The sequence below is a fragment of the Hydrophilobacter chitinilyticus genome (genome assembly GCF_049860745.1).
Lineage (GTDB): Bacteria > Pseudomonadota > Gammaproteobacteria > Burkholderiales > Burkholderiaceae_C > Rhodoferax_B.
The window spans coordinates 3363043-3379691 of the sequence record NZ_CP187561.1 but is presented as its reverse complement, the minus strand read 5'-3'; the positions used below and the strand labels follow the sequence as shown (position 1 = coordinate 3379691).

The window sequence follows — 16649 nt, the reverse complement described above, 5'->3', positions numbered from 1 at the left end:
ACCCAAGGTATTTCGTTAGAGAAATTCACAAAGGTTGATCATGGAAAATTCCAAAGCCGACATCTCTTCGGCCGCACAGTCCGCAGCACGCGCAAGCCAATCCGCCTCCGTCGACTTGATGGGCGCCGAAATTCTGGTCAAGTGCCTCCAAGCTGAAAACGTCAAACACATCTGGGGTTACCCAGGCGGCGCGGTTCTGTACATCTACGATGCGTTCTACAAACAAGACACCATTCAGCACGTGCTGGTTCGGCACGAGCAAGCGGCAGTGCACGCAGCTGACGGGTATGCCCGTGCCACGGGTGACGTTGGTGTAGCGCTGGTGACTTCCGGTCCAGGTTTGACCAACGCCGTGACCGGCATCGCTACCGCCTACATGGACAGCATTCCGATGGTCATCATCAGCGGCCAGGTGCCGACTGCGGCCATCGGCCAAGATGCCTTCCAGGAATGCGACACGGTGGGCATTACCCGTCCCATCGTCAAGCACAACTTCCTGATCAAAGACGCTAAGGACATCGCCATCACGTTGAAGAAAGCCTTCCACGTGGCGCGCACCGGCCGTCCAGGCCCTGTGGTGGTCGATATTCCAAAGGACGTGTCTTTCAAGAAGGCCGCCTACACCGGCTACCCGGAGAGCGTGGAAATGCGCTCGTACAACCCGGTGCGGAAGGGCCATAGTGGTCAAATCCGCAAGGCCTTGCAGTTGCTGATGACAGCCAAGCGCCCCTACATCTACACCGGTGGCGGCGTTTTGCTGAGCAATGCCTCGCAAGAACTGCGCACGCTGGTCGACATGCTGGGTTACCCCGTTACCAACACCTTGATGGGTTTGGGCGCGTACCCGGCGTCCGATCGCAAGTTCCTGGGCATGCTGGGCATGCACGGCACGATTGAAGCCAACAACGCCATGCAAAATTGCGATGTGCTGTTGGCCGTAGGTGCTCGTTTTGACGACCGTGTGATTGGCAACCCCAAGCACTTCGCGCAAAACGAACGCAAGATCGTCCATATTGACATCGACCCTTCCAGCATTTCCAAGCGAGTGAAGGTTGACGTGCCGATCGTCGGCGACGTGAAAGACGTGTTGACTGAGTTGATCGCCATGATCAAAGAGTCTGGCCTCAAACCAGACAGCCATGCTCTGGGCAGCTGGTGGGACACCATCGAAGGTTGGCGTGCCCGCGACTGCATGAAGTTCAGCATGGGCAACGGCGACGTCATCAAGCCACAGCACGTGATCCAAACGCTGTGGGGCATGACCAAGGATGTCGATACCTACATCACGTCCGACGTGGGTCAACACCAAATGTGGGCTGCGCAGTACTACAAGTTTGACGAACCACGCCGCTGGATCAATTCCGGCGGTCTGGGCACCATGGGTGTGGGCATTCCTTACGCCATGGGCATCAAACTGGCCAAGCCGGACAGCGAAGTGTTCTGTATCACCGGCGAAGGCTCTGTGCAGATGTGCATTCAAGAGCTCTCGACCTGTCTGCAATACAACACGCCGATCAAGATCGTCTCGTTGAACAACCGCTACCTGGGTATGGTGCGCCAGTGGCAAGAAGTGGAATATGCCGGCCGCTATAGCAGCAGCTACATGGATGCCTTGCCCAACTTCGTGAAACTGGCCGAGGCTTATGGCCACGTCGGCATGTTGATCGAGCGCCCCGAAGACGTGGAGCCGGCCTTGCGCGAAGCACGTCGCCTGAAGGATCGCACGGTGTTCATGGACTTCCGTACCGACCCCACCGAGAACGTATTCCCGATGGTGCAGGCAGGCAAGGGCATCACCGAGATGCTGCTCGGCTCAGAAGACCTTTGATCTGAACTTCGTTCAGCGTCCACAACCAACTTTTTGACGAATCTATTGCCTGCCGAGCCCGTGCATTACCGTGCACGGGGGAGGGCAGCGAAAAGAGGAATCACACATCATGAAACACATCATTGCGGTTTTGCTCGAAAACGAGCCTGGTGCTTTGTCGCGCGTGGTGGGCTTGTTCTCAGCCCGCGGCTACAACATCGAATCTCTGACGGTGGCCCCCACCGAAGATCCCAGCCTGTCGCGCATGACGATTCAGACCACCGGTTCTGACGACATCATTGAACAGATCACCAAACACTTGAACCGCCTCATCGAAGTGGTGAAAGTGGTTGACCTCTCAGAAGGTGCTTACACCGAGCGCGAATTGATGATGGTCAAGGTGCGCGCGGTGGGCAAGGAGCGCGAAGAGATGAAGCGCATGGCCGACATCTTCCGTGGCCGCATCATCGACGTGACCGACAAGAGCTACACCATTGAACTCACAGGCGACCAATCCAAGAACGATGCGTTCCTGGAAGCCATCGACCGCAGCGCCATTCTGGAAACGGTTCGTACCGGCTCCAGTGGTATTGGCCGTGGCGAGCGCATCCTGCGGGTTTAGACGAATCGTCCGTGCGTGTTCTGACAGGCTCAGCGCGAACGGATAATGGACGGCGATAGTTGCTAACGTTCGCCTTGAGCCTGTCAAAAATAGGCATTTCCGCCAGAACTTATTTCGGAGTACAACATGAAAGTTTTTTACGACAAGGATTGCGACCTGAGCCTGATCAAGGGCAAGACTGTTGCCATCATCGGTTACGGTAGCCAAGGCCACGCACACGCACAAAACCTGAACGACAGCGGCGTCAAGGTTGTGGTTGGTCTGCGCAAGGGCGGCGCTTCGTGGCCCAAGGTCGAAAAGGCCGGCCTGAAGGTTGCTGAAGTGGCTGATGCCGTCAAGTCTGCAGACGTCGTGATGATTCTGTTGCCCGACGAGCAAATCGCTGCTGTCTACAAGAACGACGTGGCACCCCACCTCAAGTCCGGCGCCTCGCTGGTGTTTGCGCACGGCTTCAACGTGCACTATGGTTTCGTGCAGCCACGTGAAGACGTGGATGTGTGGATGGTCGCACCTAAGGCCCCTGGCCACACCGTGCGCGGCACCTACACGCAAGGTGGCGGCGTGCCCCACCTCGTGGCAGTGCACCAAGACAAGACCGGCAAGGCCCGTGACTTGGCGCTGAGCTACGCCATGGCCAACGGTGGCGGCAAGGCCGGCATCATTGAAACCAATTTCCGCGAAGAAACCGAAACCGACTTGTTCGGTGAACAAGCTGTTTTGTGCGGCGGTACGGTTGAACTGATCAAAGCTGGTTTCGAAACCCTGGTGGAAGCTGGCTACGCCCCTGAAATGGCGTACTTCGAGTGCTTGCACGAACTGAAGCTGATCGTTGACCTGATCTATGAAGGCGGCATCGCCAACATGAACTACTCGATCTCGAACAACGCTGAGTACGGTGAATACGTCACCGGCCCACGTATCGTGACCGAAGACACCAAGAAGGCCATGAAGGCTGTCCTGAAGGACATCCAGACCGGCGAATACGCCAAGAGCTTCGTGCTCGAAGCCGCCGCTGGCCAGCCTGCGCTGATCAGCCGCCGTCGTTTGAACGCCGAGCACCAGATCGAAGTCGTGGGCGAACAACTGCGCGCCATGATGCCTTGGATCAAGGCCAACAAGTTGGTCGACAAGTCGCGCAACTGATCGGTTTTGACCTACAGAAAGAGGGCCACTTCGGTGGCCCTTTTTTCGTCCCTACACGCTTAGTGTCTTCGTATGCGTGACTTACACTCTGCACAGGTTCTATTGGGTCGATCTGTCTGACGTGACAGCCCATCTATTTGCATTTTTTGACGACTCAAGGCAGGCTACGCTCTTGCCGCGAACAAACCATTTGAGGGCCAAACCCATCCATGCATGACGCCAACCATCTAGAAGAAAACAAAGACCCTGGCGTTGTGGTGCGCAAGCGCCGCAAAGGGATCTACATTCTTCCCAATCTGTTCACGCTCGCGGCGCTGTTCGGCGGGTTTTATGCCATCGTCATGGCCATCAATGGCCGCTTTGACTTAGCCGCCGCTGGCGTGTTTTGTGCGATGGTGCTCGACAGCTTGGACGGTCGCGTCGCGCGCATGACCAACACGCAAAGCGCGTTTGGGGAACAGATGGACTCCCTGTCCGACATGGTGTCGTTTGGCGCAGCACCAGCTTTGATTTCTTATGTTTGGGCACTCAAAGATCTGGGGCGCTGGGGGTGGATTGCCGCGTTTGTCTATTGCGCTTGTGCCGCCCTGCGTTTGGCTCGCTTCAACGTCAATACGGGCGTTGTCGATAAACGCTACTTTCAAGGCTTGCCGTCTCCTGCAGCAGCAGCGCTGGTCACGGGTTTTATCTGGCTGATGAACGAGCTTGAAATCTCCGGTGCGGACGTTCATTGGGTGATGTTTGGCCTGGCTTTGTACGCCGGCTTGACCATGGTGACCAACGTGCCGTTCTATAGCTTCAAAGATATTCAGATGAAGCGTAGCGTGCCGTTTGCCGTCATCGTGGCCATTGCACTGGCTATCGCCGTCATCAACATCCATCCACCGACCGTGTTGTTCAGCATCTTTGTCATCTACGGATTCAGTGGCTATGCGGTCTATTTATGGCGCCGTACCAAGGGCCAGCAGACCAGTGTGATCAGCACATCGACGGACGAGCCCGACGAGCGTGGTTTGCACAAATAACGCCTTGATGGCGTGCGACCCTGTTTGGTATCTATATTTTGTGTGTTAAGATTTTTGGCATGAATCGCATTTCGCTAGCCCTACTACTAATCCCCTTCGGGCGGAGACGGTAGAGCGCGCACGCGAAATCTGTCACACGGCCCGATTGCCTCCAGCAACGGGCCGTTTTTCATGGGGTTGCTGGTTTTGATAAATCCACCAGCGAGTAACTCCAAATGTTGAAGCAACCGTCCACCAAGTACCGTGCCTTCGCCCCGGTGCAATTGCGTGATCGCACCTGGCCTGATGCCGTTCTCACCAAGGCACCCGTCTGGCTGAGCACCGATCTGCGGGACGGCAACCAAGCACTGATCGAGCCCATGGACATCGGCCGCAAGCTTCAAATGTTCCACACGCTGGTGCAAATTGGCTTCAAGGAGATTGAAGTCGGTTTTCCGGCCGCGTCGCAAATCGAACTCGACTTTGTGCGCAAGCTCATCGACGAAAACCTCATCCCCGACGACGTGACCATCCAGGTCATGACCCCGGCGCGCGAGGAGTTGATCCAGAAGACAGTGGCTGCCGTGCGCGGTTCGCGCCGTGCCATCGTGCACATCTACAACGCCGTCGCACCCGTGTGGCGCAAGGTGGTGTTTGGCATGGACGTGCCGCAAGTCATGGCCTTGGTGAAAGAGCAGGTGAGCTTGGTCAAACGCTTGACCGATGCCCAGCCTGAGACCGAGTGGGTGTTGCAGTACTCGCCGGAAACCTTTTCCATGGCGGAGTTGGAAGTCTCGCTCCAAGCCTGTGAAACTGCGATTGCCGCTTGGGGCGAAGGCCGCCCCATCATCCTCAACTTGCCGACGACAGTGGAAAACGCCACGCCCAACGTGTTTGCCGACCAGATCGAATGGATGTGCCGCCGCTTGCACCGCCACGCCAACGCCTCGGTGTCAGTGCACCCGCACAACGATCGCGGCACCGGTGTCGCGGCTGCTGAACTCGCCTTGCAAGCTGGTGCCGACCGTGTCGAAGGCTGCTTGTTTGGTAACGGCGAGCGCACCGGCAACCTCGACTTGGTGAACGTGGCGTTGAACCTCTACACCCAAGGCGTGTATCCGGAACTCGACTTCTCCGACATCGACGAAATCCGCCGCACCGTGGAGCACTGCAACCAGTTGCCTGTGCACCCACGCCATCCGTATGCGGGCGACCTGGTTTACACCTCGTTCTCGGGTTCGCACCAAGACGCCATCAAGAAGGCATTTGCCGTGCGCCAAGAGGGCGATATCTGGGGAATTCCGTATTTGCCAATCGACCCGAAAGACCTTGGCCGCAGCTACGAAGCCGTGATCCGCGTCAACAGCCAGTCGGGCAAGGGTGGCATCGCTTATTTGCTGGAAAACGCTTACGACCTCGAATTGCCACGCCGCTTGCAAATCGAATTCAGTCAGGTGGTGCAGGCCAACATGGACGCGAACGCCAAAGAGCTGGCCGCTGCTGACCTGTGGGCGTTGTTCCGCAAGGTCTATCACGTGGACGACGTGGCGACGCCGCAATACCGTTTGGCTGAGGAAGCGGGCCAGCCCTTGCGCATTGAAGCCGACGTGACATTCAATGGCCAAGCTTTGAAACTCCAAGGGCAGGGCACAGGCCCGATCGACGCCTTCGTGAGCGCCATCAGCCAGGCCACCGCCCAATCGGTGCGGGTGTTGGATTACCACGAACACGCCATCGGCGCTGGCGCCAACGCGCAGGCTGTGGCCTATTTGGAGATGCGCTTTGGCGAGACGGATACCTGCTTCGGCGTGGGCATCGACAGCAACATTGTGTCGGCCTCGCTCAAGGCGATTTTGTCGGGCATGCAGCGCCAGAAGATCCGCAATACCGGTTCGGGTGAAAATGCAGGACGCAAGGCGGACAATGTTGGAAATAGTGACCAGCGCGTTGCCGCCTAAACGCATCACAGCACTACACCCATAAAAAACGGAGCACCCCATGGCTGACAAACTCATCATTTTTGACACCACCTTGCGTGACGGCGAGCAGTCGCCCGGCGCTTCCATGACGCGCGATGAAAAGCTGCGCATTGCGCGCCAACTGGAGCGCCTCAAGGTGGACGTCATCGAGGCGGGTTTTCCGGCCAGCTCCATCGGTGACTTTGAAGCGGTGCAGGCGATTGCGCGCACCATCAAGGACTCGACCATTTGCGGCTTGTCGCGCGCCAATGACCGCGACATTGCCCGCGCGGGCGAAGCGTTGAAAGACGCCGCCAGCGCGCGTATCCACACCTTCATTGCCACGTCGCCGTTGCACATGGAAAAGAAGCTGCGCATGACGCCCGACCAGGTGTTCGAGCAGGCCAAGCAGTCGGTGCGCTTTGCGCGCAACCTGGTGGCTGATGTGGAATTCAGCCCGGAAGACGGCTACCGCAGCGATGTGGACTTCTTGTGCCGCGTGCTGGAGGCGGTGATCGCAGAAGGCGCCACCACCATCAACGTGCCCGACACCGTGGGCTACGCCATTCCCGAGCTGTACGGCAACTTCATCAAGACGCTGCGCGAGCGCATCCCCAACAGTGACAAGGCCATCTGGTCGGTTCATTGCCACAACGACTTGGGCATGGCCGTGGCCAACTCGCTCGCCGGGGTGAAGATCGGCGGCGCGCGCCAGGTGGAGTGCACCATCAACGGTTTGGGTGAACGTGCCGGCAACTGCTCGCTCGAAGAGATCGTGATGGCGGTGAAAACGCGTCGCGACTACTTCGGCCTTGACCTCAACATCGACGCACAGCACATTCTGGCCGCCAGCCGCATGGTCAGCCAGACCACCGGCTTTGTGGTGCAGCCGAACAAGGCCGTGGTGGGTGCCAACGCGTTTGCCCACGCCTCGGGCATTCACCAGGACGGCGTGCTGAAGGCGCGCGACACGTATGAAATCATGCGCGCCGAAGACGTGGGCTGGACCACCAACAAGATCGTGCTCGGCAAGCTCAGCGGTCGCAACGCCTTCAAACAACGCTTGCAAGACCTGGGCGTGGCGATGGAAAGCGAAGCGGACATCAACACCGCCTTTGCCCGCTTCAAAGAACTGGCTGACCGCAAGAGCGAAATCTTTGACGAAGACATCTTGGCGCTGGTCAGCGACGAGGCCACTTCATCTGAAGAAATCTACGCCTTTGTTTCGCTGTCGCAACACAGCGAAACCGGCGAACGCCCGCAAGCCAGTGTGGTGTTTTCGGTGAGCGGCAAAGAAGTGCGTGGCGACTCGGACGGCAACGGCCCGGTCGATGCCTCGTTGAAAGCCATTGAGTCGCACGTGAAGAGCGGCGCCGAGATGGTGCTGTATTCGGTGAACGCCATCAGTGGCTCGACCGAGAGCCAAGGCGAAGTGACGGTGCGCCTGCAAAACAGCGGCCGCGTGGTCAACGGTGTGGGTTCCGACCCAGACATCGTGGTGGCCTCGGCCAAGGCCTACCTCAGCGCGCTGAACAAGCTGCAAAGCAAGGCTGACCGGGTTGCCGCCCAAGGCTAAGCTCACCGTTTCATCGCCGCCGCTGGCCTCGCTGCCGGTTGGTGCGGTGACGCCATTGCGATCAACCACGCAGCGCTTTGACCGGATCGACGCGCTGCGCGGCTTGGCTATGGTCTGGATGACCATCTTCCACTTTTGTTTTGATCTGCAGCACTTTGGCTACTGGGCACAAGACTTTCGTGGCGACCCGTTTTGGACCTGGCAGCGCACCGCCATCGTCAGCCTGTTTTTGTTTTGCGCGGGGCTGAGCCAGGCGGTAGCCTTTGCGCAGGGCCTGCGCTGGCCGCGCTTTTGGCAGCGCTGGCGGTGGGTGGCGGGTTGCGCGGTGCTGGTGAGCATCGGCTCGTACGGGATGTTCCCGCGCAGCTTCATCTACTTTGGCGTGCTACACGGCTTGGCCGTGATGTTGATCATCGCCCGGCTCACAGCAGGCTGGGGCCGGGCGCTGTGGTGGCTAGGCGCGTTGGCGATTGCATCAAAATTTATAGCTGCTTACGCAATATCAGCAAGCACAAACCTCATATTCTTTAATGAACGTTATTTGAACTGGCTGGGCTGGATCAGCCAAAAGCCTTTTACCGAAGACTACGTGCCGGTGTTTCCCTGGCTGGGTGTGATGTGGTGGGGCATGGCCTGCGGCCACTGGTTGCTGCGCGAGCGTTTGGCCTGGCTGCAGGCGCCGGTGCCAAAGCTGGGCAAACCGTTGGCCTTGTTGGGGCAGTGGAGCTTGTCGTATTACATGTTGCACCAGCCAGTGCTGATGGGCTTGTTGCTGATGGTCGGCTGGCTCGTTGGCCACCGTTAATCAACCCAGAATAAAAGCAAAAGCAGAATGAAAAAACGCGGCCGAGGCCGCGTTTTTGTTTGGAGCTGAAGCTCTCGGAAAGTCTTACTCGACCTTGGCCTTGGCGCGCAGTTCTTCTTGGAACTGGGCCAGCTTCTGCTGTTGCATTTGCTGGGCGATTTGTGGCTTCACATCTTCAAACTTGGGCAGTTCAGCCGCGCGTTCGTCGTCCAAACGGATGATGTGGTAGCCGAATTGCGACTTCACTGGCACGTCGGTGGTTTGGCCCTTTTTCAGCGCCGTCAAAGCGGTGGTGAATTCAGGCACGTAGCTGCCAGGGGCAGCCCAGTCCAAGGCGCCACCGTTCACGGCAGAGCCTGGATCCTTGGATTGCTTCTTGGCGATGTCTTCAAACTTGCCACCCTTTTTCAGGCTGGCGATGATGGCCTTGGCTTCGGCTTCGGTCGGCACCAGGATGTGGCGTGCCTTGTATTCCTTGCCGCTGTTGGCGGCGACGAACTTGTCGTACTCAGCCTTCATGTCGGCGTCGGTGATCGGGTTGGCCTTTTGGTAGTCGGCGAACAGTTCACGGATCAGGATCGACTGACGGGCCAGGTCGAGTTGGTTCTTGTAGTCTTCGGTGGCGTCCAAGCCGCGCTTTTGCGCTTCTTGCATGAAGATTTCGCGCGTGATCACTTCTTGCTTCAGTTGCTCTTGCATCTCTGGCGGCACAGGGCGGCCAGATTTGGTCAACTGCTGCGACAAGGCATCCACGCGCGACGAAGGCACGGGTTTGCCGTTCACGATGGCCACGTTTTGCGCCAGCGCCGGCACAGCGACAGCGCCCATGACGGCGGCTGCGACCAGCGCGGAGATCAGGTTCTTCTTCATGAAATGTCCTTGGAAATAATGGTTTTGTTGGCCGCTGACGGCGACCGATAAGATGCGTTTGCTGAATGTTTCTGCGGTTTCGCGTGCCGGTCAGAGCACTTCGATGGCCACGGCGTGAAGCCCTTGATCCATAAAATCTTGCAGCGCATCATACACAAGCCGATGGCGCGCCACGCGGCTCAGCGATGCAAAGTTAGGTGTTGCGATGCGCACCCGAAAATGGGTGCCAAAACCGCTGCCATCCGACCCCGCATGGCCGGCGTGCTGGGCGCTTTCGTCCAGCACTTCAAGCTGGCTCGGCGCCAAGCGCTCGTTCAGGCGCTGCGTGATGCTGGCGGTGGTGGGTTTGCTGTGCACAGTGGTCATGGTCTTAGACTTCTTCTGGCTTGTCTTCGCGCTGGATGTGGCGCGACACATAAACACCCTGGCCGATGATGAAGGCCAGCGGGAACACATAGCCCCACAGCTTGAAGTCCACCCACTGCTCGGTGGTGTAGTAGGCGGCCACGTAGCCGTTGACGATGGCCATGAACACGCAGTAGCCGATCCAGGCCACGTTCAGCCGCATCCACACGGGCTCGGGCAACTGCAGTTGGCTGCCGAGCATCATCTTCAGGAAGTTTTTCTTCAGCACCCACACCATGAAGGTCAGCGCGATGGCAATGGCGGCGTACAGCACTGTGGGCTTCCACTTGATGAAGCGTTCATCGTGCAGCGCTAGGGTCAGCGCGCCAAACACCAGCACCAGGGCCAGGGTGATCTTGTGCATGGTTTGCAGCTTGCCGTCGATGAAGTAGACCGCCACCATTTGCAGCACGGTGGCCGCCATCAGTACGCCGGTGGCGACGTAGATGTCGGCAAACTTATAGGCGCCGAAGAACAGCAGGATGGGCAGGAAATCGAGCAGAGTTTTCATGAAATCTTGTGGGCGCTGGGTTTGCGGGTTGAGGCTGCACAACGCGTGGGCTGTGCAGGTATGAAGTGTGCCGAGCCCAAGCTTGGGGCATAAGCCGAAGTTGCAAGTTTAGAGCCAGCCGAGGCTTGCTCAAACGGCCACGGCGGCAAGTTCTTGTCTGCTTATTCTAATAACGAGAAAAATGGCCTTTTATGGGCTGTGGATAAGCGCAAGCAGCTACTGATAATGTAGCAACTGGTTGCGCTGATCTCACCCAGATGCCGCACATCGGCAGCCTCCCGTGACGCCCGTGCGACGGATTCGGGGTAAATCCTCCGGCTGGCCTACGCTGCGTCGGCAATACTGTGGAAATACTTCACGCTACCAACGGCTAACAACGTTCTAAGCGCGAGGTTTGAACCGTAAACCAACGAGACACAAGATTCAAGGAGCTGCCAATGCTGGGTTTGATGCAAGACCAACCACTGTTGATTTCGTCGCTGATCGAGTTTGCGGAACGGCATCATGCCGATGCCGAAATCGTCTCGCGCCGAGTGGAAGGGGACATCCACCGCTACACCTACCGCGACCTCGCCAAGCGCTCGCGCCAGGTGGCCAATGCATTGAACGATATGACCGTGCCCGCCAGCGCCCGTGTGGCCACCCTGGCCTGGAACGGCTACCGCCACATGGAGCTGTACTTCGGCGTCAGCGGTTCGGGCCGCGTGGTGCACACCGTCAACCCGCGCCTGCACCCCGAGCAAATCGCCTGGATCATCAACCACGCCGAAGACCAGGTGATGTGTTTCGACGCCACCTTCCTGCCGCTGATCAAGGCCGTGGTCGACAAATGCCCCACTGTCAAAGCCTGGGTCATGCTGTGTGATGCCGACAAACTGCCGGTCGACAGCGGCATCCCCGGCCTGCAAAGTTACGAGGCCTGGATTGGCGCGGCGTCCAGCACTTACGCCTGGCCGTCTATGGACGAAAACACCGCGTCCAGCATGTGCTACACCAGCGGCACCACCGGCAACCCCAAGGCCGCGCTCTACAGCCACCGCTCCACCGTGCTGCACGCCTATGCCATTTCCATGCCCGATGTGATGTGCCTGAGCGCCCGCGACGCCGTGTTGCCTGTGGTGCCCATGTTCCACGTCAACGCCTGGGGTCTGCCTTACGCGGCGGCGCTCACGGGGGCCAAAGTGGTGTTTCCCGGCCCGGGCATGGACGGCAAATCGGTATTTGATCTGATCGAAGCCGAAAAAGTGACCTTCGCCGCCGGTGTGCCCACCGTGTGGCAAATGATGCTGGGCCACATCCAGACCAACGGCCTGCGTTTCTCCACGCTGAAGCGCACGGTGATTGGCGGCTCCGCCTGCCCACCGGCCATGATCAACGCCTTCCAAAACGACTACGGCGTGGAAGTGCTGCACGCCTGGGGCATGACCGAAATCAGCCCGCTCGGCACCTTGTGCACGCTGAAGAACAAACACCTGGATTTGCCCGCCGACCAGCAAATGAAAATCCGCCTGAAGCAAGGCCGTGGCATCTTCGGTGTGGACATGAAGATTGTCGATGGCGACGGCACCGAGCTGCCCTGGGACGGCAAAGCCTATGGTGACCTGCTGGTCAAAGGCCCATGGACGGTGGCCGGCTACTACAAAGGCGATAACGCCAACGTGCTGATCAAAGACGCCGACGGCCGTGGCTGGTTCCCCACCGGCGACGTGGCCACGATCGATGCCGACGGCTACATGCAAATCACCGACCGCAGCAAGGACGTGATCAAGTCCGGCGGCGAGTGGATCAGCTCCATCGACATCGAAAACATTGCGGTGGCGCACCCCGCTGTGGCCATGGCCGCGTGTATTGGTGTGTTCCACCCCAAGTGGGACGAGCGGCCGATTCTGGTCGTTGCTAAGAAGCCCGCGGCCACGGTCACGCGCGAAGAACTGCTGGCGTTTTACGAAGGTAAGACCGCCAAGTGGCAGATCCCCGATGACGTGGTGTTTGTCGACGCCATTCCGCTGGGCGCTACCGGCAAGATGCTCAAGACCAAGCTGCGCGAGCAACTCGCCGGCTATAAATTGCCTGGCCTGTAAAGGTGGCGGAGGGCTGAAGCTAATCGCCTTCCAGCCCCGCTACAGTTGACCCCTTTGCGGCGCCCGGTGTTTGAGGCGCTGCCTCATGAATCGGGTCGATGGAATTCATACTTATTTCTTTGCTGAACGGCGTGAGCTACGGCTTGCTGCTGTTCATGCTGAGTTCGGGGCTCACGCTCATCCTCAGCATGCTGGGCGTGCTGAACTTCGCGCACGCCAGCTTCTACATGCTGGGCGCTTACTTGGGCTTTGCGCTGTCCAGCCGCTTTGGCTTTTGGGCTGGGCTGGTGTTCGCGCCTTTGCTCGTGGGGGCTTTGGGCGCCTTGTTCGAGCGCTTTTGCCTGCGCCGCGTGCACAAGCTGGGCCATGTGCCCGAGTTGCTGGTCACCTTCGGCCTGGCGTACATCGTCCACGAGGTGGTTCAACTGGTCTGGGGCCGTGGTGCCGTGGACTACCGCGTGCCTGCGGGTCTGGACGGCGCGCTGTTCAGCCTCTACGGCATGTACTTCCCCGCGTACCGGGGCTTCATGATGCTGGTGGCGGTGTTGATGCTGGTCGCCATCTGGCTGGGCCTGACGCGCACCCGCGTGGGCCTGGTGGTGCAAGCCGCTTTGACGCACCCGCACATGGTGGAGGCCCTGGGCCACAACGTGCCGCGCATTTTCATGTGGGTGTTTGGTGGCGGCGCCGCGCTGGCCGGCTTGGCCGGGGTGATTGGCGGCAACGCCTTTGTGACCGAGCCGGGCATGGCAGCTTCGGTGGGCTCCATCATTTTTGTGGTGATCGTGGTCGGCGGGCTGGGCTCACTGGCCGGGGCTTTCTGGGCGTCTTTGCTCATCGGCGTGCTGCAGACGTTTGCCGTGGCCGCTGACCAATCCTTGCTCGGCTTGGCGCAGCAGTGGGGCTGGCCGCTTTCTTCGCAGAGTTGGGGCAATGCGGTCTGGCAACTCAAACTCAGCCAGATCGCCCCCATCTTGCCGTATGTGTTGATGGTGGTGATGCTGGCGTTTCGCCCTGCAGGTTTGCTGGGGGTGCGCAAGTGATGTCGGCGCGCGTTCGCAACATCGCTTGGGCGGCTTATGCCTTGCTGCTGGTCGCCGCGCCGCTGGTGTTTCGTAGCAGCCTGGCCCACACCATGTTGTCGCAAATGGGCATCGCCATCATCGCCTGCCAGAGCTACAACCTGCTGTTTGGCCAGGGCGGCATGTTGAGCTTCGGCCATGCGGTGTTCACCGGGCTAGGTGCCTACGGCACCATGCACGTGCTCAATGCTGTGGGGGCAGGGCAGTGGCCCATTCCCGTGAGTTTGCTGCCTCTGGTGGGTGGCGCGGTCGGCTTGCTGTCTGCCGCGCTGCTCGGTTGGTTGCCCACCAAAACTGCAGGCACCACGTTTGCCATGATCACGCTTGGCCTGGGTGAACTGGTGTGGGCCGCGTCGCTGATGTTCCCTGGCGTGTTCGGCGGCGAGGCGGGCATTCCAGGCAACCGCGTCACGGGCGCGCGGCCGTTTGGCATCACGTTTGGCCCGCAAATCCAGCTCTACTACCTGATTGCCGCCTACACGCTGGCCTGCACCGCATTGCTGTATCTGTTCACCCGCACGCCGCTGGGCCGCATGCTCAATGCTGTGCGCGACAACCCGGAGCGCGCCGCCTTTGTGGGCTACAACCCGCAAGTGGTGCGCTACATCGCGTTTGTGGTGGCGGGTTTCTTTGCGGGTGTGGCGGGTGGCTTGGCGGCGCTGAATTTTGAAATCGTCACCTCCGAAGTGCTGAGCATGGAGCGCTCGGGCAGCTATTTGTTGTTCGTGTTCCTGGGGGGCTCGGCGGTGTTTTTTGGCCCGGTGCTGGGCGGCGTGTTGATGGTGTTGGCCTTCGTCTGGCTCAGCGCTGCCAGCCAAGCCTGGCTGTTGTACCTGGGGCTGTTGTTCATCTGGATGGTGATGGCCGCGCCTGGCGGGCTGGCCGGCTTGCTGATGCAAAACATGCGGGCCTGGCGCTTGGGGCAATGGCATCGTTTGAAGTGGCCGTACCTTTGGTTATTGCTCACCGCACCGCTGGCTTTGACAGGGTTGGCCGCGTTGGTCGAAATGCTCTACCACCTGCAACTCAACGCCGAGTTCGACCCGGTGCTGATGTTTGCGCGGTTGCCGTTGGACACCGGCAATGTTGCGGTGTGGCTGGCCGTGGCGGCTGGTGCAGCGGTGGCGCTGGGCTTGCTGTGGTGGGCGTGGCAGCGCTTCGCCACGGCCTGGCAAGCGGCGCAAGCCGACATGCGTTTGCGTGCGGGAAGCACAGGAGATGCCCATGGCTAAGCCCGCACTCGAACTCCAGGCGCTGCACAAAAGCTTTGGCAAAACCGAAGTCATCCGTGGCGCAAGCCTGTCGGCAATGGCGGGTGAGAGGCTCGCCATCATCGGCCCCAACGGCGCAGGCAAATCCACGCTGTTCAACTTGGTAAGTGGTCGTATGGCGCCCACGGCGGGGCAGGTGTTGCTGCAAGGGCAGCCCATTACCGGCTTGGCGCCGCAGCAAATTCAGCGGCGTGGTTTGGCGCGCAGTTTCCAGATCACCAACCTGTTCCCCACGCTCAGCGTTTTCGACAACCTGCGCTGCAGTGTGTTGTGGCAAATGGGCTACCGCTACAACCTGTTTCTCTTTTTATCGCGGCTCACGGCAGTGAACCAGCGCGTTGAAGAATGGCTGCACAGGCTAGGCCTGGAAGCGCGGCGCAATGTGCCTGCCGGCCAGCTCACCTACGCCGAACAACGCGCGTTGGAACTCGGTGTGACCTGTGCCGGCGGCGCCGCTGTGGTGCTGCTGGACGAGCCCACCGCCGGCATGAGCCGCGCCGAGACCGAGCGTTTCATCCCCTTGATGCGCGAGGTCACGCAAGGTAAAACCTTGCTGGTGGTCGAGCACGACATGGACGTGGTGTTTGGCTTGGCCGACCGCGTGGCCGTGCTGGTGCGTGGCGAGGTGATCGCGTGTGATGTGCCCGAGGCGGTGCGCGCGAATGCCCAGGTACAAGAGAGCTACTTAGGTATGGCTCATCAGAGGTAGACCCACATGTTGCAACTCACCGATCTACACGCCTTCTACGGCCAGAGTCACGTGCTGCATGGCGTGTCGTTCCAGGTGCGCCCCTGCGAAATCGTTGCGCTGCTGGGACGCAACGGCGTGGGCCGCTCCACCACGGCCAAGGCCATCATGGGGCTGGTGCAGGCGCGGGGCAGCCTGCGTTGGCAAGAACAAGAAGTGTTGGGCCACAAGACGTTCGAGATGGCGCGTCTTGGCTTGGGTTATGTGCCCGAGAGCCGCGACGTGTTTCCCGCGCTGACGGTGCAGCAAAACCTGCTGCTCGGCCAGAAGGCGGATGATGCCAGCAAGGCCAGCCGCTTGCGCTGGTCGTTTGACGATGTCTACGCGCTGTTCCCCAGCCTGCTGGAGCGGCGCGACACCGAGGCTGGTGTGTTGTCGGGCGGTGAGCAACAAATGCTGGCCCTGGGCCGCAGCCTGATGGGCGCGCCCGAGCTGTTGATTGTGGACGAGCCGACCGAAGGTTTGGCGCCGCAGGTGGTGGCGCAGGTGGCGCAGTGTTTGGTCGAGTTGCGCCAGCGCGGCCTGGGTGTTTTGCTGATCGAGCAAAAGCTCGACATTGCCTTGCGCACCGCCGACCGTGTGTTGGTGATGGGCCATGGCCGCGTGGTGTTTGAAGGGCGGCCGCAGCAGTTGCTGGACAACGCGGCGGTGCGGCGCGAGTGGTTGGAAGTTTAGGGTTGGGAGTTTGAGATAGGGGTTTAGGGTTAACCACCATGAAGTCTGTCCCTGCCGAGACAAAAACGGCTGGACGTGCAAACGCAGATTT

Annotated in this window: 15 protein-coding genes; 12 read left to right on the top strand and 3 right to left on the bottom strand. The window is 59.7% G+C overall.

Going from position 1 to position 16649, the window contains the following annotated elements; all coding sequences use genetic code 11:
• Positions 1 to 40 precede the first annotated feature (40 nt).
• The 7 genes from ACPWMG_RS15010 (at position 41) to ACPWMG_RS14980 (ending at position 8915) form a co-directional block, all read left to right on the top strand.
• Positions 41 to 1828 (top strand): acetolactate synthase 3 catalytic subunit, encoded by a 1788-nt coding sequence (locus tag ACPWMG_RS15010; RefSeq protein WP_483300287.1) that lies wholly within the window; start codon positions 41 to 43, stop codon positions 1826 to 1828.
• Between the two features lie 109 nt (positions 1829 to 1937).
• Positions 1938 to 2429, top strand: coding sequence for an acetolactate synthase small subunit (gene ilvN / locus ACPWMG_RS15005; RefSeq protein WP_483300286.1), 492 nt, complete (start codon positions 1938 to 1940; stop codon positions 2427 to 2429).
• 126 nt (positions 2430 to 2555) lie between these two features.
• The gene (gene ilvC / locus ACPWMG_RS15000) at positions 2556 to 3572 is read left to right on the top strand and encodes a ketol-acid reductoisomerase (protein WP_483300285.1); all 1017 of its coding nucleotides are present in this window, start codon (positions 2556 to 2558) and stop codon (positions 3570 to 3572) included.
• Between the two features lie 209 nt (positions 3573 to 3781).
• Positions 3782 to 4597, top strand: coding sequence for a CDP-diacylglycerol--serine O-phosphatidyltransferase (gene pssA, locus ACPWMG_RS14995; protein WP_483300284.1), 816 nt, complete (start codon positions 3782 to 3784; stop codon positions 4595 to 4597).
• Between the two features lie 215 nt (positions 4598 to 4812).
• Complete coding sequence (leuA, locus tag ACPWMG_RS14990; RefSeq protein ID WP_483300283.1) at positions 4813 to 6534, top strand: 2-isopropylmalate synthase; 1722 nt, start codon at positions 4813 to 4815, stop codon at positions 6532 to 6534.
• A gap of 40 nt (positions 6535 to 6574) precedes the next feature.
• Positions 6575 to 8110, top strand: coding sequence for a 2-isopropylmalate synthase (locus tag ACPWMG_RS14985; protein ID WP_483300282.1), 1536 nt, complete (start codon positions 6575 to 6577; stop codon positions 8108 to 8110).
• Positions 8111 to 8219: 109 nt separating this feature from the next.
• The gene (locus ACPWMG_RS14980) at positions 8220 to 8915 is read left to right on the top strand and encodes a heparan-alpha-glucosaminide N-acetyltransferase (protein WP_483305259.1); all 696 of its coding nucleotides are present in this window, start codon (positions 8220 to 8222) and stop codon (positions 8913 to 8915) included.
• An 84-nt stretch (positions 8916 to 8999) separates the two neighbouring features.
• On the opposite strand, the gene ACPWMG_RS14975 is transcribed toward ACPWMG_RS14980, so the two are convergent.
• The 3 genes from ACPWMG_RS14975 to ACPWMG_RS14965 all read right to left on the bottom strand — a co-directional run bounded on the left by ACPWMG_RS14975 (position 9000) and on the right by ACPWMG_RS14965 (position 10701).
• Positions 9000 to 9785, bottom strand: coding sequence for a peptidylprolyl isomerase (locus ACPWMG_RS14975; RefSeq protein ID WP_483300281.1), 786 nt, complete (start codon positions 9783 to 9785; stop codon positions 9000 to 9002).
• 90 nt (positions 9786 to 9875) lie between these two features.
• Positions 9876 to 10151 (bottom strand): BolA family protein, encoded by a 276-nt coding sequence (locus ACPWMG_RS14970; RefSeq protein WP_483300280.1) that lies wholly within the window; start codon positions 10149 to 10151, stop codon positions 9876 to 9878.
• 4 nt (positions 10152 to 10155) lie between these two features.
• Positions 10156 to 10701, bottom strand: coding sequence for a septation protein A (locus ACPWMG_RS14965; RefSeq protein WP_483300279.1), 546 nt, complete (start codon positions 10699 to 10701; stop codon positions 10156 to 10158).
• Positions 10702 to 11138: 437 nt separating this feature from the next.
• Between ACPWMG_RS14965 and ACPWMG_RS14960 the strand changes: the two genes are divergently transcribed.
• From ACPWMG_RS14960 to ACPWMG_RS14940, 5 genes are all read left to right on the top strand, one after another.
• Entirely contained in the window at positions 11139 to 12782 is a 1644-nt protein-coding gene (locus tag ACPWMG_RS14960) for a 3-(methylthio)propionyl-CoA ligase (protein ID WP_483300278.1), read from the top strand.
• 98 nt (positions 12783 to 12880) lie between these two features.
• Positions 12881 to 13825 carry a branched-chain amino acid ABC transporter permease gene (locus ACPWMG_RS14955; protein WP_483300277.1) on the top strand — a complete coding sequence of 315 codons (945 nt, stop codon included), beginning with the start codon at positions 12881 to 12883 and terminating at the stop codon, positions 13823 to 13825.
• Positions 13825 to 15096, top strand: coding sequence for a branched-chain amino acid ABC transporter permease (locus tag ACPWMG_RS14950; protein ID WP_483300276.1), 1272 nt, complete (start codon positions 13825 to 13827; stop codon positions 15094 to 15096). The genes ACPWMG_RS14955 and ACPWMG_RS14950 overlap by 1 nt, the downstream gene beginning before the upstream one ends.
• Positions 15089 to 15844, top strand: coding sequence for an ABC transporter ATP-binding protein (locus ACPWMG_RS14945; RefSeq protein WP_483300275.1), 756 nt, complete (start codon positions 15089 to 15091; stop codon positions 15842 to 15844). The genes ACPWMG_RS14950 and ACPWMG_RS14945 overlap by 8 nt, the downstream gene beginning before the upstream one ends.
• Before the next feature lie 6 nt (positions 15845 to 15850).
• Positions 15851 to 16558, top strand: a complete 708-nt coding sequence (locus ACPWMG_RS14940; RefSeq protein ID WP_483300274.1) for an ABC transporter ATP-binding protein — start codon at positions 15851 to 15853, stop codon at positions 16556 to 16558.
• The last annotated feature ends 91 nt before the right edge of the window (positions 16559 to 16649 follow it).

Bases quoted from the DNA above. Each gene is read 5' to 3' on its own strand.
- ACPWMG_RS15010 (WP_483300287.1), top strand. From the start codon at position 41: ATGGAAAATTCCAAAGCCGACATCTCTTCGGCCGCACAGTCCGCAGCA.
- ilvN (WP_483300286.1), top strand. From the start codon at position 1,938: ATGAAACACATCATTGCGGTTTTGCTCGAAAACGAGCCTGGTGCTTTG.
- ilvC (WP_483300285.1), top strand. From the start codon at position 2,556: ATGAAAGTTTTTTACGACAAGGATTGCGACCTGAGCCTGATCAAGGGC.
- pssA (WP_483300284.1), top strand. From the start codon at position 3,782: ATGCATGACGCCAACCATCTAGAAGAAAACAAAGACCCTGGCGTTGTG.
- leuA (WP_483300283.1), top strand. From the start codon at position 4,813: ATGTTGAAGCAACCGTCCACCAAGTACCGTGCCTTCGCCCCGGTGCAA.
- ACPWMG_RS14985 (WP_483300282.1), top strand. From the start codon at position 6,575: ATGGCTGACAAACTCATCATTTTTGACACCACCTTGCGTGACGGCGAG.
- ACPWMG_RS14980 (WP_483305259.1), top strand. From the start codon at position 8,220: ATGGTCTGGATGACCATCTTCCACTTTTGTTTTGATCTGCAGCACTTT.
- ACPWMG_RS14975 (WP_483300281.1), bottom strand. From the start codon at position 9,785: ATGAAGAAGAACCTGATCTCCGCGCTGGTCGCAGCCGCCGTCATGGGC.
- ACPWMG_RS14970 (WP_483300280.1), bottom strand. From the start codon at position 10,151: ATGACCACTGTGCACAGCAAACCCACCACCGCCAGCATCACGCAGCGC.
- ACPWMG_RS14965 (WP_483300279.1), bottom strand. From the start codon at position 10,701: ATGAAAACTCTGCTCGATTTCCTGCCCATCCTGCTGTTCTTCGGCGCC.
- ACPWMG_RS14960 (WP_483300278.1), top strand. From the start codon at position 11,139: ATGCTGGGTTTGATGCAAGACCAACCACTGTTGATTTCGTCGCTGATC.
- ACPWMG_RS14955 (WP_483300277.1), top strand. From the start codon at position 12,881: ATGGAATTCATACTTATTTCTTTGCTGAACGGCGTGAGCTACGGCTTG.
- ACPWMG_RS14950 (WP_483300276.1), top strand. From the start codon at position 13,825: ATGTCGGCGCGCGTTCGCAACATCGCTTGGGCGGCTTATGCCTTGCTG.
- ACPWMG_RS14945 (WP_483300275.1), top strand. From the start codon at position 15,089: ATGGCTAAGCCCGCACTCGAACTCCAGGCGCTGCACAAAAGCTTTGGC.
- ACPWMG_RS14940 (WP_483300274.1), top strand. From the start codon at position 15,851: ATGTTGCAACTCACCGATCTACACGCCTTCTACGGCCAGAGTCACGTG.